We start from the raw sequence: 18,154 nt of genomic DNA, 5'->3' as shown, positions 1-18,154 counted from the left end.
GAATCCCGTGATCAGAAGCGGACGTCACGGCGGCAGTGGCGGCGTCGATGCGCTGCCGGACCGGTCGTGGCGGGATTTGGCGCGGCGGGTAAGCGGCGCCGTCCTGACCAGTGGTTCGGCCGGCTACGACGCGGCCGTCAAACCGGCCGGGCAGCGCTTCGGTCACGTTCGTCCGCAGGCGGTGGTGCGTTGCCGTACCGCCTCGGATATCGCAGCCGCCCTTGGGTTCGCGAAAGACAACGGCCTGAACGTGGCGGTGCGCAGCGGTGGGCACGATTTCGCCGGGCGATCCACCACCACCGGGCTGCTCGTCGATCTCGGCGAACTCACCGGGATCTCCGTGTCCCTGAAGGACGGGTACGCGCGCGTCGGCGCAGGTGCACGGCTCGCCGACATCTATCGGTACCTGGACGAGCGCGCCCACACGCTGCCTGCCGGCAGCGGACCTTCCGTCGGCATCGCCGGGTTGACCCTCGGCGGCGGCATGGGCTTCCTGGGACGCACCTGGGGGTTGACCTGCGACCGGCTCGTCGGGGCGCGTGTCGTCCGCGTGGACGGCAGCCTCGTGCACTGCGACGAGCGCGAGCACGCCGACCTGTTCTGGGCCCTCCGGGGTGGTGGCGCCGCGGGTGTCGGCGTCGTCACGGAGTTGTCCTTCGCGCTGGTTCCGTCTCCACGATGCACCGCCCTGGAGATCAGGTGGGACTACCGGCTTGCGGCTGAGATCGTCGACGCCTGGCAGAGGTGGAGCCCGGACGCGCCGGACGAGCTCGCCGCGAGCCTGCTGCTCACCGTCCCGGCCGAACCGCACGATCCAGCACAGGTGATCGTGTTCGGCGCGGCCGTGGGGCTGTCGCCCGCGCAAACCGATGATCTCCTTGACGATCTCATCGCCAGGGTCGGGGCCCGGCCGCAGAGCCGGTGGCGCCGGCAGCTGTCATGGATGGACACCCAAGCCGTTCTCGCCACGCGCGTGCCCGGCGACGATGCCGGCCATCTGTTCAGCAAGTCCGGCTTCTTCCGGCAGGACATACCGCCGGGCGCACTCGAAGCTCTGGCCGATCAGCTGATCGCCGACCGGCGGGCCGGCGAATCCCGCGAACTCGATTTCACACCGTGGGGTGGGGCCTACAATCGCGTCCCGCCGCACGCCACGGCGTTTCCCCATCGGGGCGAGCGGTTCCTGCTCAAACACGCCGCCACGCTCCGACCGGCTCCGAACGACACCGCCTGTCCGCAAAGCGAGTGGCTGCGCCGTTCCTGGCAGACTGTCCACTCCTGGTCGAGCGGCGGCGTCTACCCGAACTTCCCCGACCCCGCCCTCCCCGATCCCGAACACGCCTACTGGGGCGGCAACCTCCCGAGGTTGGCGCGGGTGAAGGCAGCCCACGACCCTGACCGGATCCTGCCCGGCCTCGGGCCAGGAGACGCGATCTGATCACCACTACGAGACGGAACTCCAGGTGCTTGCCATGACCAACCAGCCCCCCGAGCCCAACGTTTCAACCATCCGTGACGCGGCCAAGCCCCCCGTCGTCGACCGGGCCACGTTCCAGGCCCGGCTGGACCAGCTTCGGGCCCGGGAAAAGGCCCACACCCGCGAGGGCGACGCGATCGCCGCCGCCCGACGCCGCCTGCCGATGGTCGAAGTCGATCCGCGGACACCGCTGATCGGAGCGGACGGGCCGGTGCCGCTGATCGACATCTTCGACGGGCGATCCCAGTTGATCGCGTACTTCCACATGTGGCACCCCGGCAGGCCCGCGGCTGAGCAGTGCGAGGGCTGCACCTTCAACACCTCCCACGTCAACGAGCTGGCCTACCTGCACTCACGCGACGTCAGCTACGCGGTCCTGTCTCAGGGGTCGTACGAGGAGAGCTCGCGCTATCGCGACTTCATGGGCTACACCGTTCCCTGGTACGCGGTGCCGAAGGACTCCGTGGACCGGCTGATCGCAGGGCGGTATTTCGGCATTCTGGCCTGCTATCTCCGAGACGGTGACCAGGTCTACGAGACCTACTGGACCTCCGGCCGCGGCAACGAAGCGATGGCGCCGTCGTACGGCCTGCTGGATCGCACCGTCTACGGCCGGCAAGAGACCTGGGAGGACTCACCCGAGGGCTGGCCACAGCGTTGGGGCTCCAAAGGCGGCCAGTTCCGAATGGACGACGGCCGTCCGATGGCCCAGTGGCCACGGCTCCAGGCGGGACGCGATGACGACCTCGGCCCGATGCCGGACGGATGGACTGCGTGTTCCTGCCCGCTGCACCCTGACCCCCCGGCCGCGGCGACGCCCTGACGGCGCCCTCTACGGCCGGCAGGAGTTCGAGGAGGGCTCACCGATCGCACCGGCCTGGGTGGCCTTCCCGGCGTCTCCACCGTCCCGGAATCGTCCGTCACGCGGAATGGTCGTGGTCAGAGGGTGGATGTGGCGCGCTCCAGATGCTGCGTAGCGGTCGCAGGCCTTCCTCGACGTAGTCGGCGATAGGGCGGTTGCCGCCGTCGAGATACCACTGCTCGAGTGCGGCGAAGTAGCCGAAGGCGAGGGCGTTCGCGATCACGCGGGCCTGCGTTTCCGTCAGCTCGCCGGTCGCGGCGATCAGCGGTGCGATCCGCTGGCCTGCGCGGTCGAGCGTGGCGCAGACGGCCATGCGCACCGATGGCTCGGCGAAGAAGTAACGGACCCTGCGCCACGGGCTCCTGTCGACATGAGGGGCTTGGCCCGCGCCCTCGGAACCGGCGGTGCGCTCGGGCGCTGCCTCGTAGGCGCGGACGGCCCGGAGCAGGCTGCCAACGGGGTCCCGGGGGTCCAGGAGGTCCTTGAGCGCCTCCGGGCTCATGCTGTCGAACTCGACGTCGGCGACGATGATCCCTTCCTTGGTACCGAAGTAGCGGTACACCGACGACGGTGAGACCTCGGCCGCGGCCGCGATCTCCTCGATCGTGACCGCGGTGAACCCTCTCTCGTCGAACAGGTCGAGGGCGCGTTCCTGGATGGCGCGCATGGCCCTGAGCCGCCAGCGCTCGCGAAGACCGCTCACGCGAGCAGGCTATCAGGAAGGCACACGCTTAAGCACGTGACTGTCACGTTGACATTGACTGTCTGAATTCAAAACCTTAGAGTCACTTGCTAGAGAAAGTCACTATCTCGATGGGACGTGGCAAGCCGACCGGTCCCACTCACCTGGAAGGACCCATGCCTTGACGACGCTGAAGACGAGACCGCGCAACCGGACCGCACTGGCGACGATGTACGCCGGGGCGGGGCTCACCGTGATCGTCACCCTCGTCCCGTTCATCGACCGAGCCGTCTTGGCCGACCACATCAAGGCGAGCTATCCCGCCTACGACTCCGGTGCGATCGACGCCGCTGTCGCCGCATACCTGGCGATCCTGTCCACGGTCGGGGCGCTGGGACTCCTCGGCTGGCTCGGCGCGGCCTGGGCGGCCCGCGCCGGCAAGAAGTGGGCGTACGGGCTGGCGACCGGGCTGCTCGCGGTCGCGGTCTGCATCACGATCGCCGCACTGACCGTCCGGGACACCTCGGGGGATGTCGGCCTGGCGCCGCTGCTGGGCTGGTTGCAGGTCCTTCCGTGTGTCGCCGGTCTGGCCGCGGTCGCGCTGTGGAGGAGGACGGCATGACCGAAGGCCCCACGGAGGCACGGAGCATCGGCCGCGCTGTTGTGGCCGAGGTCGCGGCGCTCAAGCGCGCGATGTATCGAGGAGGGCGGCCCAACGCGCTCATGCGGCTCATGAACCGGCTTGACGTCCTGATGTACGGGGCTTGGCGGCTGTCACCGCGCCAGGCCGCCGTGTTGAAGGTGGTGGGGCGCCGCAGCGGGACCGTCACGTCGGTTCCGGTCGCGGTCACGAGCTACCGCGGCGCCGAGTTCCTCGTCTCGATGCTGGGGCCGAACTCGAACTGGGTGCGGAACATCCGGGCCGCGGGCGGTACGGCTGTGCTCCGCCGCCGGGGTCGCGAGACTCCGATCCTGCTGGAGGAGATCCCGTCCGAGCATCGCGCCGAGATCCTGCGCCGCTACCTCGCCGTCGCACCCGGCGCGAGGCCGCACCTGGGGCTGAACCCGACGGCGCCCCTGCCGGAGTTCCACCGGATCGCACCTGGTCACCCCGTCTTCCGAATCCATGAGCGCCACGGTCGGCCGGCAGCGGTCGGCGCTGCCCCGGCGTAGCACTGCTGATCGCGGGTCTGGCGCCGGTGACGGCGCCCGGCGCGCCCGCCCATGCCGCCGCCTCGGCGCCCAGCTTGCGCGCCTGCTACGACGGCAAATGCAAGCTCGCCCTGACCAAGAAGGTGTCGTTCAAGGTCAGCCCCCGCTTCGGCCTCACCCGGCTGTCGATCTCCTTCACCGAGCACACGATGCGCATCCGCGGCGCCACCCCCGGCGCGATGGTGGAGAACCGGCTGAGCCAGGGCGCGTCCGGATCGCTCAACGGCATCGGCATCCGCGTGCTGTCCCTGTCGCGCGGCAAGGCCGTCATCCGCCTGACACCCCTACGCTGACGCCGCGGGTGCCGTCACGGCATGACGTGCCTGCGGGTGAATGGGGCGCACGCGAAGCGGGCCAGGATCTTGCGCCGGGTCAGCCAGCGCACGTGCGCGCCGTTGGCGGCACGCCGTACGGCCTGCTCGGCCAGCCATGGCGTGACGGTCTCGACCCGGTCGGCGAGCACGTCGAACACCCGGCGCGAAGCCGGGTCGAGGTCGTGCAGGAGCAGGCCGGTGACGACCATGCCGGGGCTGAGCAGGCCCACCGAGACGCCCGGCGGCACCTCCCCGGCCAGCGCCCTCGTCAGGTAGGTGAGCGCCCGCTTGGTGGCGCCGTAGACCGCCAGGCCGGGGACCGTGCGGCCGTCGCTGCCCAGGCCCTCCATGTTCCACACGTGGCCGTGCCCCTGGGCGGCCATGCCGCCAAGGGCGACCGCGCAGCCGTTGATCACTCCGGTCAGGTTGACGTCCACCACCCGGCGGGCCTGCTCGGCGGGCAGCTCCCACAGCGGGCGGCGGTCGTGGGTGACGCCGGCGTTGTTGATCCACATGTCCACGCGGCCGTGCCGCGCCACGGCGGTGTCCCACAGCCGCTGGAGCTGACCGCGGTCGGTCACGTCGGCGGTGCCGCTGCCTCCGGTGACCGCCTGGTGCCCCATGGCGGTGAACCGCTCCACCAGTCCGCGCCCGATGCCGCGGGTCCCTCCTGTCACGACGATGACCATCTCAGCGCTCCCCCGTCCGGGCCAGCCGTACGGCGCGCAGTCCCAGCCACAGCAGCACCGCCACCACGCCCACCAGGGCGTACTCGATGGCCGGGATGCGCAGGGCGTCGAGCGCGCCGACCAGGTCGTCGCGGGCGAGCTGCACGCCGATCAGCGCGCCCGCGTAGCACGCCGCCACCGCCCAGCGGACCGCGCGCGAGAGTCCCAGCCCGTGCATCTGCGTGATCAGGAAGACGCCGAGGAAGCCGAACAGGAACATGGGCCAGGCGCCGTCCGGCCCGGCGTTCATGACGGCCACCAGCGTGCCGTGCACCGCCACGGCGAGCTCCAGCGTCACGGTCCACCAGCGGTCGGTGTGGGCGCGGGTGAGGAACAGGCTGCCCTGGAGCAGGATCAGGAACATGTAGAAGAAGCCGATCAGGTGGCCGCTGGTGGCCTCCATCGGGTGGTACCAGAAGGTGTAGACGGCCGCCCAGCTGAACAGGTAGCCGTGGTACTTGCGGGCGAAGGCGACCACGTCGCGGCCCAGCGGCGCGGGGGCGCCGAGGAACAGGCCGCGCCGCCGGTTCTCCATCAGCAGGACCACCACCAGGAGCAGCACGACCGAGCCCTGCGAGCTGAAGATCGACACGTCCTGGGCCAGGCCGTCGTAGAACAGCTGCGTCTGGAGCAGGTGCAGCAGGACGAAGCCGAAGTTGGCGGCCAGGGCGACGACGTTGACGCGGTGCAGGTCGCCGGTGTAGCGGCGCACCCGGGTCTGGGCGTGGTGGATCAGCCACCAGAACGTGATCTGGTGGGCGGCATAGCAGGTCCAGGCCGACAGCCGGGTCCACACGGTGGGGTCCGGCAGCTTCCAGTAGTACCAGGACGCCCCCTGGTCGGGGAGCAGGCCGACGCCGTGCAGCCGCTGCCCCAGCAGCCACACCGCCCCGGTCAGCACGGCACAGCCGGCCACGCCCAGCACGAGGGCGTGGCTCGCCCGCACATTCTTCAGCACGCTGAACATTATCTCCCGGCCCGGCTCTGGGACAATGCCGCCATGGTCGAGGGAGAGGCCCGGCAGGCGGCCGACGCGATGCGGGCCGACATCCGCTCCTGGCCCACCGGCCGCCTGCTGTCGGTGGCCGCCCGGCTGGTGGAGGGCCGGTTCCAGGACGTGCTGGCGGCTCACGGGCTCACCCACGCGGGGTTGATCGTGCTGCACCACCTGGAGGAGGCGCGGCGGACGCAGCGGGAGCTGGCGCGGCTGTGCCGGGTGGCGGACCAGACGATGAGCCGCACCGTGGAGCACCTGCGCCGTGCCGGCCACGTCCGCAAGCAGGCCGACGAAGCCGACCGCCGGCGCATCGTCGTGGAGATCACCGAGTCGGGACGCCGGGTGCTGGCCTCGGCGCGTGCCGCCGAACGCGACTCCGACCGCCTCCTGGGGGCGCTGGCGGACTACGAGCGGTTCCGGGAAGAGCTCATCAGGCTCATCACGACGGTCTGAAGCACCGGGCGGGCGTCCATGGTCAGGCGGGCACATGGTGGCGCAGCCGCAGGCCGTCGGGGAACGGCGAGAAGTACGTCTGGTCCGCCAGGTAGGCGTGCCCGCCGATGTGGTGGCGCAGCAGGAAGATCGGGACGCTGAGCGGTACCAGCCCGGCCCGGTAGGCATCGATCACCTGGACGAGGTCGGCACGCCGGGCCGCGTCGAGGTCGAGCATGCCCAGGCAGTGGTGCAGCGCGTTGACGTGCCTGCCGGGCGTCGCCCGCCTGGCCAGGATCGCACGGAACGTCTCCGCATACGCCTGGCGTGACCGCAGCCCGGCCACGATCCGCCCCGCCTCCCGGTAGCCGGCCGGGTCGTGGGCCAGCAGCTGCATCTTGTGCCGCGTGTGGAAGGCGACGAGGTCGCCCAGCTTACGCGGCCCGGCCAGCAGCCGGCGCAGGCGGGCGTGAGCGAAGATCCGTTCGACGAAGTGCTCGCGCAGGAGCGGATCGGTCAGCCGTCCCTCGTCCTCGACCGGCAGCAGCGGGTGCGCCGCGAGGACGGCGGCGGCGAACAGGCCGCGGTGGCGGCGCGACAGCGGCGGCCCGTCGCGGCCCTCGGCGGGATACAGCGGGATGCCGTGGATGCCGCAGCTGGGACTCCTGGCCTTGACCACGTAACCGTCCACGTCCAGGCGGCCGGCGCGGTCCGCCGCCAGTGCGGTCATGCGGCCGGTGAGGTCGACACGGGTCTTGCGGGTGATCAGGCGCGGCCCGTACGGCGAGGCCTCCAGCCGCAGGGTCTCGCGCGGCGAGCCCAGGCCGAGCTCCATCTCCGGGCAGATGGGCACCCAGTCCACGTGCGGATCGAGCGCGCCGGTCAGGAAGCGGTCGCGGCTGTGCCCGCCGTTGAAGCGGACCGGCTCGCCCAGCAGGCAGCTGGAGACCGCGATCCGCGGCCTGCCGTACGGCTCGGCATCGGCGACGGCGCCCTCGGGAGTGTAGGCCATGCGCTTCGGACTACCCCCTCGTCAGGAAACGATGCATAAACGTTGCACGCTGGGTAGGGACCCAGAGTCCGTCGACCCGACACCTGGAGGCCCTCATGGGCACGTCACACGGCACGACCACAACCCGCTCGCCCCTGCAGCTGGCCGCACTCGTCGTGGGAGCGACCTTCCTGCTGGTGGGAGTGCTCGGCTTCATCCCCGGCCTGACGACCGGATACGACACCATGCAGTTCGCCGGCCACCACTCCGACGCGATGCTGCTGGGGATCTTCCAGGTCTCCATCCTGCACAACGTCGTCCACCTGCTGTTCGGCGTCGCCGGCATCCTGATGGCGCGGACCTGGACCGCGGCCCGCGCCTTCCTCATCGGCGGCGGCGTCGTCTACCTGATGCTGTGGATCTACGGCCTGCTCGTCGACCAGGACAGCGCGGCCAACTTCGTCCCGCTCAACACCGCGGACAACTGGCTCCACCTGCTGCTCGGCGTGGGCATGGTCGCGCTGGGCGCCGTCCTGGGCCGGGGGCCGGGCCGCCGCTCGGTGGCGTCCCTGTGAGGGGTACGGCCATGCCGTACCCGGTGATCGTGGTGGGCGCGGGCCTGGCCGGCCTGGCCTGCGCCCTGCACCTGCACCGCGCCGGCCTGGCCGTGAGCGTCCTGGAGGCCGCCGACCGGGTCGGCGGCAGGATGCGGACCGACGTGGTGGACGGCTTCCGGCTGGACCGGGGCTTCCAGGTGTTCAACACCGGCTACCCCGAGGCGGCGCGCGTGCTGGACCTGCCGGCGCTGCGGCTGCGGCCCTTCCGCTCCGGCCTGCTGCTGTTCCACCGGGGCCGCATGGAACGGGTCATGCTGCCATGGAAGCATCCCGAGCACGCCTTCAGCGGCCTGTTCGCCGACGTGGGAACGGTGGCGGACAAGGCCCGCCTGGGCGCGCTGACCGCCCGCGACATGCTGCTGCCCGCCCGCCGGATCGCCGCCGGCGTCGAGCGCGACACCGCCGGCGAGCTGCGGGCCTGGGGGCTGTCGGAGGCGATGATCGAGCGGTTCTTCCGGCCCTTCCTGGCCGGCGTGGTGCTGGAACGCCGGCTGGAGACCTCCAGCCGGTTCTTCCACCTGCTGTGGCGGTCCTTCGCGCGGGGCACCATCGCCCTGCCGGCGGGCGGGATGGGGCAGATCCCCGCCCAGCTCGCGGGCAACCTGCCGCCCGGCACGGTCCGGCTGGGCACGCGGGTCACCGAGCTGACCGGCACCGGGGTACGGCTGGCGGGCGGCGAGGAACTCCAGGGCCCCGTCGTCATCGCCACCGACCCGCACACCGCCGCCGGCCTCGTCCCCGGCACCGAGGTCCCCGAGATGCGGTCGGTCACCACCTTCTACCACCTCGCGCCGCGCTCGCCGCTGGGCGAGCCGATCCAGATCGCCGACGTGGAGGGCGTCATCGCCGACACCGTGGTGCTCACCGACGTCGCGCCGGAGTACTCCGCCGACGGCCGGGCCCTCGTCGCCACCTCGGTGCTGGGCCTGGCCGGCGACGCCGAGGAGCCGAGGGTGCGCGCCCGGCTGGCGGACATCTACGGCGACACCTCCACCTGGGCGCATCTGGCCACCTATCCCGTCGAGCACGCCCTGCCGGCGATGACGCCGCCGTTGACGCTGCGCCGTCCGGTACGCCTGTCCGACCGCCACTACATCTGCGGCGACCACCGCGACACCGGCTCCATCCAGGGCGCATTGGTGTCCGGCCGCCGGGCGGCCCGGGCGGTGCTGGCCGACCACGGGTCATGAGCCCTGCAGCAGGGCCGTCGCCTCGGCCAGGGACGCGGCGGTGACGGCGGGTCGGGGCAGCCGCCGGCCCGCCCAGCCGGGACCGGCGGCGATCACCGTGGCGGCGCGGTCGCACGCCACCCGCAGCGCCGCCGCCTGCGCCGTCGCGGGCACCTGGGACCACAGCACCGCGGCCGCGGCGCCGGTCTTGTCCAGGGCGTCACGCAACGCCTCCACCGGCACGTCCTGCCCCAGCATCCGCACGGCGCGGCCGGTCTCGGCGGCCAGCACGGCGTGCAGCGCCTCCAGCGGCAGGCTGTGCAGTTCGCCGGCCGCGCAGGCCAGCACCACGCTCGCCGCCCCGGGCGCCCGCGCCGGTGCGGGACGCACCCGCCGCAGCCCGGCCTGGATGGACCAGGACAGCACGTGCTCGACGTCGATGCACCGGCCCGTCCCCACGACCTCCGCCTCCACCCGCCCCAGCGCCGGGCGGCACAGGTGCTCCCACGCGGTGCGCGGGCCGTACCGCTCCACCACGCGCGTGACCACCTCGACGGCCGTCTGGGTGTCCAGCGCGTGCGCGGCCTGGACCAGCGCGCCGACCAGCGCGGCGTCGGGCCGCCCGCCGCGCGCGTTCGTCGTGCGCCCGGCCTGGCCGCGTGCCACCTCCGCCGCCGAGGAGGGCAGCATGCCGGCCGCGATCAGCCGCTGCATGGTCGCCAGGACCGTGATGTCGGCCTGCGTGTAGCGGCGGTACCGGCCCGGCACGTGGTCGCTCGGGCCGATGCCGTAGCGGCGGTTCCAGCTGCGCAGCGTGGAGGTCGGGATGCCGAGCCGCCGCGCCACGGCCCCGGCGGTGAGCACCGGCTCCGCCGGTCGGCCGGCGGAGCCGCTGCCAGGGGGCGAGCTCTTCACGCCCTCATGGTGCCACCGGAAAGTGACAGGCGACGTAGTGGCCGCCGTTGACCGGGCGCATCTCGGGCTCCTCCTGCGCGCACTTCCCTGCCGCACGCGGACAACGGGTGCGGAAGCGGCAGCCGGTCGGCGGGCTGACCGGCGAGGGCGGCTCCCCGCTGATGAGCCGGTCCGCCGGGGGCAGGCCGAGGCCGCCGCCCGGGCTGGCGGCCAGCAGGGCGCGGGCGATGGAGATCCGCTGGCACTGGCCGCCGGAGAACTCGTGCGGCCGGCGCCGGCGTTGTCGTGCCCGTAGGCGGGCCGGGTACTCGCGCTCGTCCATGATCGCTCCAGCTTCGCGGGCAGCGCTATTGAGTGATAACCTTACCGGCGAAACCGCGAGGCACAAGATGTCCCGCGTGACCGCTCACTGGCGTCCGCACAGCTTCAGGTAGCCCTCGGAGAACATGACCAGGACGTCGATCGCCTCCTCCAGGTCGGGGTAGCGGCCCTCGAGGTGGCCCAGCGTCAGCGCCTCGGTGAGCGCGATGACGCCGTCGGCGATCATGGACAGCCGCCGCCGCTCGTCCTCGGTGCCGTGCGGCAGGCCGATCCTGGTCAGGTCTTCGATCAGCGCGTCGCGGCTCTCCTCGTGCACCTGGCGGGCCCACTCCCCCAGCGGCGAGGTGCGGTCGTGGCGGCTGCGCAGCAGCAGCCGGAACAGCCGGGGGTGGGCGATGGAGTGCTTCATCGGCACGCGGAAGGTGTCGCGGAAGCGCTCGACGTCGTGCGGGGCGTGCCTGGACTCCCGCCGCGCCGCCCTGGTCAGCCGCAGCCGCTCCAGCGACAGCTCGTCGATCAGGTTGTGCAGCAGGTCGTCCATGTCGGCGAAGTGGACGTAGAAGCTGGACTGCGCGATGCCGGCGCGGCGGGTGACGTTGATGGTCGTCAGCGCGGCCTCGCCCGCCTCGTCGAGGATGGCCAGCCCGGCCTCGAGCAGGCGGGCGCGGGTGATCGCCTTGGTCTCCTTGCGGGTGAGCGCCCGGCGCCGCCTGTCGTCAGCCATGTTCCACCGCTCTCGGTCACAATCCCGGCGCTCAGCATATCGGTGATCTTCCAGCTCTCCCAATCCATCGACAGCTGAGAACGAACTCTTCGTCGCCTTTGTCATGGACGTTCATCAGAACCCGGCGCGGTTCAGTCACGGGGGAGATCCTTTCGCCGGGACGCAGGCGCCCGAGCTCGTCGGCGACCTGGCTCCGCCGTAGTAGCGGGACTTGATGTCGGCGCTGGGCTCGGCCATCGACGTCCGTTCCCGGCCGATGATCTCGAAGCCGTGCGTGTCGCCCAGGCGGACATCCTGATGGAGGAAGAAGTCGTTCAGCCGGCGGTAGGTCACGGTTCCCTCGTGCCCTCCAGGGCCGCCGCCAGCATCCGGAAACCCGAGGCCGGAACCCGCGCGGCCGTCAGCCGCTCCGGCGCCGGATGCCCGCCTTGAACGCCAGGTGCGCGGCCTGGGTACGGTTGCCACAGCCCAGCTTGTCGAGCAGGCGCGAGACGTACCCCTTCACCGTGCCCTCGGTCAGGAAGAGGCGCTTGGCGATCTCGGCGTTGGAGGCGCCCTCGGCGATCAGGGCCAGGATCTCGTGCTCGCGCTCGCTCAACCTGGACACCCGCTCGCGGGCCGCCTGCCGTTCGCCGGAGTCGCCCACCAGGCGGGCGGCGGCCGACGGCGACATGACCGTGGCGCCCCTGGCGGCGACCCGGACCAAGGCCAGGAGGTCGTCGGGCGGGGTGTCCTTGAGCAGGAACCCGGTGGCGCCCATGCGCATGGCGCGCAGGACGTTGGCGTCGGTGTCGAAGGCCGTCAGAACGACCACGGCCGGCGGTTTCGGGAGCCGGGCGAGGTGTTCCATGGCGGTCAGGCCGTCGACGCCCGGCATGCGCAGATCCAGCAGGAGGACGTCGGGGCGGTGCCGTACGGCGGCCTCGACGGCTTCGGCGCCGTCGTGCGCCTCGGCGACGACCTCGACCTCCCCATCGGCTTCGAGGATGGTGCGAAGATGGGCGCAGACCAGCCGCTCGTCGTCGGCCACCACGACCCTGATCACCCGGCCTCCTCCCTCGCCGCCGCTTGCGTCGGCAGGGTGACGTCCAACGCGAAGCCGTCCTCGGCCGGACCGGCGTGGAGCTCGCCGCCGAGCGTCTCGACGCGGCGGCGGAGCCCTTCCAGCCCCAGCCCGCCGCCGTCCACCGACGTCGTGACGGGGTACGGCGCGCCGCCGGCCGGCCGGTCACGCACCTGGACCCGCAGGCAACCGGGGTCATACCCCACGCGGACCGTCACCTCGGCGCCCGGAGCGTGCTTGCGCGCATTGGTCAGCCCCTCCTGGACCACCCGGTACGCCGTGCGGGCCACCGCCACGGGCAACTCGACCGGTTCGCCCACGACCACCGGCTCGACGTCCAGGTCGGACAGGTCGAGCCGGGCGGTCCGCTCGGGAGCCGGACGGTCGGCGTGGAGGAGGTCGCGCAGCTCCCGGAGGGCCTGGCGTCCCGTGTCGCCGATGCGCGCGGCGGCTCGCCGTACCGACTCGTCCTGCGACGACGCGCCCAGCGCGCCGGACTCCAGCACCATGAGGCTGACCCGGTGCGTGATCACGTCGTGCAGGTCGGCCGCGAGCCGCTCGCGCTCCTCGGCTGCGGCGAGGTCCGCCGCCAGGCCGGTGGCCCGGCGCTGCGCCCGGACGAACGCGCCCAGCAACCCTCCGGCGGCGACCGTGAGCGCGGCGGCGGCATGATCGGGCTGGGACGGCACGGCCGTCTCCCAGGGGAACGCCGCGCTCGCCACCGCCAACGCCACCACGCCGACGGCCCTCGGCGGCACCGGCGACCGGCCCGCCGAGGCGCCGCGCAGGGGGCGGGCGTGCGCCGTGGCCGCGTAGGCGGCGAACGGCAGGGCGAGCGGCATCGTCAGCACGCACAGCCCGCTGACCAGCACGGTCACGGTGGCCGGCGCGAGGCGGCGGAACGCCAGCAAGGCCGCGCCCGCCACCTGGAACGGCATGCCGGGGCTGGGAGTCGCTTGCCGGGCGGTTCCCGTGGCGTACACGTCGGCGAGCACTGCCACGGCCGCCAGGCCCAGCGCGATCGCGACGTCGGCCGGCAGCTCACGCCTGCTCATGCGTTCAGGCTAACGGCCGCGGCCGTGGCCGATCACCACGCCGTTTCAGGTCAGGGTGGTGAGCCGGTCCATGGCCGCGAGCCGTTCGTCCGGCTGGGTGTCCATCGCCCAGAAGACGTGGCCGACACCGGCGGATCGGAGCCGGGCGAGGTCCTCCATGACCTGCTCGGCCGATCCCGTCACGGGTGCCCGATCGTCCTGCGCCTTCTCGGTGACCATGCCGTTCACGCGCACCACCACGGGCAGGGTGGCCGGATCCGTGCCGGCCGCCTCGGCGGCGCGCCGGAACATCGCGACCGAGTCGTGGAAAGCCTCCCAGGTCATCATCACCACGTTCAGCCCCAGCCCCAGGCGGGCGGCGCGTTCGAGGCTGCCCGGCGACGTGGCCCCGGCCAGCAGCGCCGGCCCGTCCGGCCGGACCGGCTTGGGGCCGACGTGCGCGGGCGGGATCCGGTAGAAGTCGCCCTCGAACGTCACCGGATCGGCCTGCCACACCGTGCGCATCGCCGTGACGAGCTCCTCGAAGCGGGCGCCGCGCCGCTGCGGCGGCACGCCCGCCGCCGTGAACTCGTCGGCCATCCAGCCCTGCCCGAGCCCGGCGACCAGGCGGCCGCCGCTGAGCCGGTCGAGCGTGGCCAGCCGTCGCGCCAGCACTACGGGGTTGTGGTAGGTCGCCACGACGATGCTGGTCCCGAGCGCGACCCGGCCGGTCACGGCCGCCACGTAGCTGAGCGTCTCCAGCGGGTCGTACACGCTGCCGTACGCCTCCGGGAGCGGCACCTCCGGACCGCCGATCATCTTGGCCGGGCCCGCGGGCAGCAGCAGCCGCTCGAACGTCCAGACGGCCGCGAGGCCGATGCGCTCGGCATGCCGCGCCACGCGGACGATCTCCTCGGGTGACGCGCTCGCGCCCGCCGACGGCAGTTCCACGCCCAGCGTCATGCCCTGCTCTGCCGTGCTCAGCGGTCCCGCGACGGGTGTGCTCATGCTCGCTCCTCGGGTTGCGGGTCAGGCTCTCGGTCATCGGCGGGTCCGAGGGCTTCGATCCTTTCGACCGGATTCGCGTGGCTGGGGAAGGCTCTGCCGTCGTGTCCTGAATCTTGGCCTGGAGGGCAGAATGAGCGGGGTGCCTGCCGTACACCTGACGCCCTGAGGTTCGCACCTTCGTCGCGCCGGTGCTCACTTTCGTCAGTAGTGGCGACGGGCGCCGGACGGCGAGCGTGGAGGCATGCTCAGCGCACTGGGCCGGGCGGTGACCCGGCGACCCTGGATGTTCGTGGCCGGATGGCTGGTGGCGACCGTCGTGCTCGCGGTGCTCGCCGCGCTCGGCGGCGGTGACACGCGGGAAGGGGGCGGGCTGCCGGACGGCTACGAGTCGGTGCGGGCCGCACGGCTGGAGCCGGGCACCGAGGCGCCGCAGGTGCTGCTGGTGTTCACGCGGGCGGACGGCCGGCCGTTGACCGAGGCCGACACGGCGGAGGCCGCGCGGGTGACGCGCGAGGTGCTGGCCGCCTCGGCAGACGGCTCCGCGGGGAACTCCGATGGAGGTTCGCCGGGCAGTCCGGCGCCGAGTGGATCTGGAGCCGAGCCGCCGAGCGGTGAGCCGCCAGAGGGCGGGCCGGACTCGGCGGTGTCACCCGAGGGCGGGCCCGGTGTTGTGCTGTCGCCCGACAAGCGCGTGGGCCTCGCCCCGCTGCCCGGCGACCCCGACGTCACCCTGCCCGCCGCCCACGCCGCCCAGCGGCAGCCGTACTCCGGCCTCCACGTCGGCGTCACCGGCCCGGCGGCCCTCGCCGCCGACCTCGACGACGCCGGCGGCACGACCGACATGCTGGTCATGCTCGCCACCCTCGCCCTCATCGTGCTGCTCGGCCTGACGGTCTTCCGCAGCCCCGTCGCCGCGCTCCTGCCGATCGTCGTCGTGGCGCTCGCCGCTGTGATCTCCGTGAGCCTTCTGACGCTCTTCGGGCTGCGCGCCGACGGCTCGGTCGCGTCCCTCCTGATCATCGTGCTGTTCGGCATCGGCACCGACTACGTGCTGTTTGTCCTGTTCCGGTACCGCCAGGCCGGAGACGCCGTCGGCCGCGGGCCCGTGATCGCCTCCGCGGGCGCCGTGGTCGCCGGGGCGTTCCTGGCCCTCGTCCCCGCCGACACGCCAGGCATGCGGGACACCGGCCTCAGCCTGGCCCTCGCCGTCACCGTCACCGCATTGGCCGGTCTGACGCTCGCGCCGGCCGTCGTGAGCATCATGGGACGGCGGGTGTTCTGGCCCTCGCGCCGCCAGGCCGGTCCCGAGGGGGCGCGCCCGTCGCGGTGGCCGGACCGCCTGCCCAGAGCCGCCGCGCCCCTGGCCGCCGCCGCGCTCATCGCCCTGTCGGCCGGTGTCCTCACCTTCGAGCCCGACGTCGCCGGCACCGGCGCCCTGCCCAAGGGCGCGCCCTCGGTCGCGGCCCTGGAGGACCTGCGCCGCGGCTTCCCCGCCGGCGCCACCTCGCCGACCCGGGTCTACCTGGTCGGCACGGCCGACGCCGCCCTCGTCGACCAGTACGGCAGGCGCCTGGCCCAGGTGCCCGGCGTCGCCCAGGTCCAGCCCCAGCCGGCGAGCTCCGGATCCGGCGGCTTCACCCGGTTCGACGTGGTCCTCACCCACGAGCCCACCTCGCCCGAGGCCATCGACCTGGTCGGCGGCGAGCTGCTCCGGGTGGCGCACGACGCCGCGCCCGCCGGAACCCGTGCCCTGGTCGGCGGCGAGACCATGGCGCTGGCGGACATGAAGGCCGCCGTCTCGCGCGACTACCGGATCGTCTTCCCGCTGGCCTCGCTGCTCATCCTCGCGGTGCTCGTCGCGCTGCTCAGGCGCCTGCTCCTGCCCCTGGCCCTCCTGGCGGCCGTGGCGCTGGGCTACCTGGCCACGCTCGGCGCGACGTCCCTGGTCTTCACCGAGCCGCTGACGGCCATGATGCCGCTGATCCTCTACGTCTTCGTCGTCGCGGTCGGCACCGACTACACGATCCTGGTCGTCAAGAGCGAGGGCGGGGCGAGCGAGGCGGCGCCGGCGGTGGTGTCGGCCGGGGTGATCCTCGCCGGGTCCTTCGCGGTGCTCATGCTGAGCCCGACGCCCATGATGAGGCACCTGGGCTTCGCGCTGGCCTGCGGGATCGCCATCGCGGCCTTCGTCACGGCGCTCGTGATCACGCCCGCGCTCGCCCGCCGGGCCCCGCACCCGGCCCGGCCCGCCCAGGCGGCCGAGGTGGGCACGGCGTGAGTGGTGACGGTATGGACGGTATGGCTGGAGCGGATCGCCGGCGCATACCCCCATGCCCAGCGAGCGGATGCGACGGCACAGCTCGCGCCCGCCGTAGACCCCCGGCCGCGTGCGCGCGTTCCGGCAGTTCGCCCGCAAGCTGGGGTTTGGTGGCGAACATGACGTCTTCGCGGATGCGGGCCAGCTGGGATGTGGGCCAGCTCGCGGGCTCCTCATCGGCCGCGCAGTGCTCGGGCAGGTACAGAGCGTGGTCGATGGTGGCGTGTCCACGCCTGGTGGGATACGCCAGATGGGTCGCCACCTGGCATGGCGCCACCCCTCCCGGGGCGCCGCCGTACTGGCGGGCGGCACCGGCCGCATCGGTGGAGGACTTGGCGTCGGCGGTCTCGTCGAGGATCGGCACCGCATCCTGAGGGTCATCCTGATGGTGGCCGTCTTCCCGGTGGTCGTCGCCCATCGGGCCGTCCGCGTGAGTGCACGCTGCTCATCTCAGGAGGCCCGGGCCAGGAAGTGCTGCAGTCGGTCAGGCGTCACGTGCCCGATGGCCTCAGCCAGCGTCCAGCAGTTCTCGTCCTCCGGCTCCATCGGCAGCCCGGCGGGCCGCCCGCATCGTGATCGTGTCTCACAACTCGTCATGATTGCGGCGGCTCTTCGTGTCTGGCGTTCCGCCTCACGACCCGCAGGGACACACGAGATCACGATCTGCGGCCGCCGTATCCGAAGCGGCGACAGCTACGGCGCTGAAGGCGTACGGCCTGCTTGAAAGCCAAGCTCGTAGTTTTTCACCGGGTGGCGTGAATTGCCATGGCAGGGAATGATCGCAACATTGTGAAGGTCTACGGCAGGGCGGACGCACCGCGTGCTACTACAGCCAGGAGGCGCCATGCGCCGCATCCGGTGCAAGACTAACTCGTCAAACGCTCAATCCCAGACGGCTCGACGACGAAAAATCCGTCATGGGCGGTACACGTACCAGGCGGTTGGGTAAGAGTGGAGATCCGAGGGACGGGCGGGTTGAGATTAGGTGGATAATCTGAGCCGCCCGCCGTAAAAAGTTCGCCCTCGAAGATCTGTCCGACTCGGGGAATTTCGATGCCTCGTCTGCCGTCTGGCGCTCGGACCGGTTTCGTCCCCTCGGGCCATAGGGGAACCAGCGTCCTGAATTGTAGATAGTGATCGCCGTGTCTCGTCACCACAAGACACGACTCACTGTCCACCCACTCAAGCCGTGCCGTCAACGGCATCAGGTGGGAGTAGAATTCCCCCTGATATACAGCGATGGCCGGGTCGGTGCCAATAACGGCGTGGCACACCGTACCCGATGGGCACG

21 protein-coding genes are annotated in these 18,154 nt (G+C 72.2%); 9 read left to right on the top strand and 12 right to left on the bottom strand.

Going from position 1 to position 18,154, the window contains the following annotated elements:
* Positions 1-7 precede the first annotated feature (7 nt).
* On the top strand, positions 8-1,438 hold the full coding sequence (locus tag BSB02_RS31015; protein ID WP_206184986.1) for an FAD-binding oxidoreductase: 1,431 nt from the start codon (positions 8-10) through the stop codon (positions 1,436-1,438).
* 34 nt (positions 1,439-1,472) lie between these two features.
* Positions 1,473-2,300 (top strand): DUF899 family protein, encoded by an 828-nt coding sequence (locus BSB02_RS31010; protein ID WP_084964352.1) that lies wholly within the window; start codon positions 1,473-1,475, stop codon positions 2,298-2,300.
* Between the two features lie 97 nt (positions 2,301-2,397).
* On the opposite strand, the gene BSB02_RS31005 is transcribed toward BSB02_RS31010, so the two are convergent.
* Positions 2,398-3,006 carry a TetR/AcrR family transcriptional regulator gene (locus BSB02_RS31005; RefSeq protein WP_206184985.1) on the bottom strand — a complete coding sequence of 203 codons (609 nt, stop codon included), beginning with the start codon at positions 3,004-3,006 and terminating at the stop codon, positions 2,398-2,400.
* Positions 3,007-3,202: 196 nt separating this feature from the next.
* Here BSB02_RS31005 and BSB02_RS31000 point away from each other — a divergent pair, with 196 nt between their 5' ends.
* From BSB02_RS31000 to BSB02_RS30990, 3 genes are read left to right on the top strand one after another with little or no spacing between them, the layout of a single operon-like run.
* Positions 3,203-3,643, top strand: a complete 441-nt coding sequence (locus tag BSB02_RS31000) for a hypothetical protein (protein ID WP_206184984.1) — start codon at positions 3,203-3,205, stop codon at positions 3,641-3,643.
* Positions 3,640-4,194, top strand: a complete 555-nt coding sequence (locus tag BSB02_RS30995) for a nitroreductase/quinone reductase family protein (protein WP_206184983.1) — start codon at positions 3,640-3,642, stop codon at positions 4,192-4,194. The genes BSB02_RS31000 and BSB02_RS30995 overlap by 4 nt, the downstream gene beginning before the upstream one ends.
* A 26-nt stretch (positions 4,195-4,220) precedes the next feature.
* Entirely contained in the window at positions 4,221-4,526 is a 306-nt protein-coding gene (locus BSB02_RS30990) for a hypothetical protein (protein WP_084964346.1), read from the top strand.
* Between the two features lie 14 nt (positions 4,527-4,540).
* On the opposite strand, the gene BSB02_RS30985 is transcribed toward BSB02_RS30990, so the two are convergent.
* Positions 4,541-5,236 carry an SDR family NAD(P)-dependent oxidoreductase gene (locus tag BSB02_RS30985; protein WP_084964344.1) on the bottom strand — a complete coding sequence of 232 codons (696 nt, stop codon included), beginning with the start codon at positions 5,234-5,236 and terminating at the stop codon, positions 4,541-4,543.
* Position 5,237: 1 nt separating this feature from the next.
* Positions 5,238-6,242 carry a hypothetical protein gene (locus BSB02_RS30980; protein ID WP_084964343.1) on the bottom strand — a complete coding sequence of 335 codons (1,005 nt, stop codon included), beginning with the start codon at positions 6,240-6,242 and terminating at the stop codon, positions 5,238-5,240.
* Positions 6,243-6,275: 33 nt separating this feature from the next.
* Between BSB02_RS30980 and BSB02_RS30975 the strand changes: the two genes are divergently transcribed.
* Positions 6,276-6,725, top strand: coding sequence for a MarR family winged helix-turn-helix transcriptional regulator (locus tag BSB02_RS30975; RefSeq protein ID WP_206184982.1), 450 nt, complete (start codon positions 6,276-6,278; stop codon positions 6,723-6,725).
* A 22-nt stretch (positions 6,726-6,747) separates the two neighbouring features.
* On the opposite strand, the gene BSB02_RS30970 is transcribed toward BSB02_RS30975, so the two are convergent.
* Positions 6,748-7,716 carry a YbgA family protein gene (locus BSB02_RS30970; protein ID WP_084964341.1) on the bottom strand — a complete coding sequence of 323 codons (969 nt, stop codon included), beginning with the start codon at positions 7,714-7,716 and terminating at the stop codon, positions 6,748-6,750.
* 95 nt (positions 7,717-7,811) lie between these two features.
* Here BSB02_RS30970 and BSB02_RS30965 point away from each other — a divergent pair, with 95 nt between their 5' ends.
* Both BSB02_RS30965 and BSB02_RS30960 read left to right on the top strand, forming a co-directional pair.
* Positions 7,812-8,270, top strand: a complete 459-nt coding sequence (locus tag BSB02_RS30965; RefSeq protein WP_084964339.1) for a DUF4383 domain-containing protein — start codon at positions 7,812-7,814, stop codon at positions 8,268-8,270.
* 11 nt (positions 8,271-8,281) lie between these two features.
* Positions 8,282-9,502 carry an NAD(P)/FAD-dependent oxidoreductase gene (locus BSB02_RS30960; protein ID WP_084964337.1) on the top strand — a complete coding sequence of 407 codons (1,221 nt, stop codon included), beginning with the start codon at positions 8,282-8,284 and terminating at the stop codon, positions 9,500-9,502.
* Here BSB02_RS30960 and BSB02_RS30955 read toward each other — a convergent pair.
* The 7 genes from BSB02_RS30955 to BSB02_RS30925 form a co-directional block, all read right to left on the bottom strand.
* A complete protein-coding gene (locus BSB02_RS30955; RefSeq protein ID WP_084964335.1) occupies positions 9,497-10,396 on the bottom strand; it encodes a MerR family transcriptional regulator in 900 nt (299 codons plus the stop codon). The genes BSB02_RS30960 and BSB02_RS30955 overlap by 6 nt on opposite strands.
* A gap of 4 nt (positions 10,397-10,400) precedes the next feature.
* On the bottom strand, positions 10,401-10,718 hold the full coding sequence (locus tag BSB02_RS30950; protein ID WP_084964333.1) for an oligopeptide/dipeptide ABC transporter ATP-binding protein: 318 nt from the start codon (positions 10,716-10,718) through the stop codon (positions 10,401-10,403).
* Positions 10,719-10,802: 84 nt separating this feature from the next.
* The gene (locus BSB02_RS30945; RefSeq protein WP_158088775.1) at positions 10,803-11,441 is read right to left on the bottom strand and encodes a TetR/AcrR family transcriptional regulator; all 639 of its coding nucleotides are present in this window, start codon (positions 11,439-11,441) and stop codon (positions 10,803-10,805) included.
* 135 nt (positions 11,442-11,576) lie between these two features.
* Positions 11,577-11,774 (bottom strand): hypothetical protein, encoded by a 198-nt coding sequence (locus tag BSB02_RS30940; protein ID WP_084964329.1) that lies wholly within the window; start codon positions 11,772-11,774, stop codon positions 11,577-11,579.
* Between the two features lie 67 nt (positions 11,775-11,841).
* Positions 11,842-12,486: a response regulator gene (locus BSB02_RS30935; protein WP_084964327.1), complete on the bottom strand. Its 645-nt coding sequence runs from the start codon at positions 12,484-12,486 to the stop codon at positions 11,842-11,844.
* Positions 12,483-13,559: a sensor histidine kinase gene (locus tag BSB02_RS30930; RefSeq protein ID WP_084964326.1), complete on the bottom strand. Its 1,077-nt coding sequence runs from the start codon at positions 13,557-13,559 to the stop codon at positions 12,483-12,485. The genes BSB02_RS30935 and BSB02_RS30930 overlap by 4 nt, the downstream gene beginning before the upstream one ends.
* A gap of 45 nt (positions 13,560-13,604) precedes the next feature.
* Entirely contained in the window at positions 13,605-14,546 is a 942-nt protein-coding gene (locus tag BSB02_RS30925) for a TIGR03619 family F420-dependent LLM class oxidoreductase (protein ID WP_084964324.1), read from the bottom strand.
* A 241-nt stretch (positions 14,547-14,787) separates the two neighbouring features.
* On the opposite strand from BSB02_RS30925, the gene BSB02_RS30920 reads away from it, so the two are divergent.
* On the top strand, positions 14,788-16,824 hold the full coding sequence (locus tag BSB02_RS30920; protein ID WP_084964322.1) for an MMPL family transporter: 2,037 nt from the start codon (positions 14,788-14,790) through the stop codon (positions 16,822-16,824).
* Here the strand turns inward: BSB02_RS30920 and BSB02_RS43690 are convergent.
* Positions 16,751-17,281 carry a transposase gene (locus BSB02_RS43690; RefSeq protein WP_084964320.1) on the bottom strand — a complete coding sequence of 177 codons (531 nt, stop codon included), beginning with the start codon at positions 17,279-17,281 and terminating at the stop codon, positions 16,751-16,753. The genes BSB02_RS30920 and BSB02_RS43690 overlap by 74 nt on opposite strands.
* Positions 17,282-18,154 lie beyond the last annotated feature (873 nt).

Origin of the sequence: Thermoactinospora rubra (assembly GCF_002093975.1) — a bacterium.
GTDB classification, from domain to species: domain Bacteria; phylum Actinomycetota; class Actinomycetes; order Streptosporangiales; family Streptosporangiaceae; genus Nonomuraea; species Nonomuraea rubra_A.
This window is presented reverse-complemented; position numbering and strand designations above follow the sequence as displayed.

Bases quoted from the DNA above. Each gene is read 5' to 3' on its own strand.
- BSB02_RS31010 (WP_084964352.1), top strand. From the start codon at position 1,473: ATGACCAACCAGCCCCCCGAGCCCAACGTTTCAACCATCCGTGACGCG.
- BSB02_RS31005 (WP_206184985.1), bottom strand. From the start codon at position 3,006: ATGCGCGCCATCCAGGAACGCGCCCTCGACCTGTTCGACGAGAGAGGG.
- BSB02_RS30995 (WP_206184983.1), top strand. From the start codon at position 3,640: ATGACCGAAGGCCCCACGGAGGCACGGAGCATCGGCCGCGCTGTTGTG.
- BSB02_RS30985 (WP_084964344.1), bottom strand. From the start codon at position 5,236: ATGGTCATCGTCGTGACAGGAGGGACCCGCGGCATCGGGCGCGGACTG.
- BSB02_RS30980 (WP_084964343.1), bottom strand. From the start codon at position 6,242: ATGTTCAGCGTGCTGAAGAATGTGCGGGCGAGCCACGCCCTCGTGCTG.
- BSB02_RS30975 (WP_206184982.1), top strand. From the start codon at position 6,276: ATGGTCGAGGGAGAGGCCCGGCAGGCGGCCGACGCGATGCGGGCCGAC.
- BSB02_RS30970 (WP_084964341.1), bottom strand. From the start codon at position 7,716: ATGGCCTACACTCCCGAGGGCGCCGTCGCCGATGCCGAGCCGTACGGC.
- BSB02_RS30965 (WP_084964339.1), top strand. From the start codon at position 7,812: ATGGGCACGTCACACGGCACGACCACAACCCGCTCGCCCCTGCAGCTG.
- BSB02_RS30960 (WP_084964337.1), top strand. From the start codon at position 8,282: ATGCCGTACCCGGTGATCGTGGTGGGCGCGGGCCTGGCCGGCCTGGCC.
- BSB02_RS30950 (WP_084964333.1), bottom strand. From the start codon at position 10,718: ATGGACGAGCGCGAGTACCCGGCCCGCCTACGGGCACGACAACGCCGG.
- BSB02_RS30945 (WP_158088775.1), bottom strand. From the start codon at position 11,441: ATGGCTGACGACAGGCGGCGCCGGGCGCTCACCCGCAAGGAGACCAAG.
- BSB02_RS30930 (WP_084964326.1), bottom strand. From the start codon at position 13,559: ATGAGCAGGCGTGAGCTGCCGGCCGACGTCGCGATCGCGCTGGGCCTG.
- BSB02_RS30925 (WP_084964324.1), bottom strand. From the start codon at position 14,546: ATGAGCACACCCGTCGCGGGACCGCTGAGCACGGCAGAGCAGGGCATG.
- BSB02_RS30920 (WP_084964322.1), top strand. From the start codon at position 14,788: ATGCTCAGCGCACTGGGCCGGGCGGTGACCCGGCGACCCTGGATGTTC.
- BSB02_RS43690 (WP_084964320.1), bottom strand. From the start codon at position 17,281: ATGGGCGACGACCACCGGGAAGACGGCCACCATCAGGATGACCCTCAG.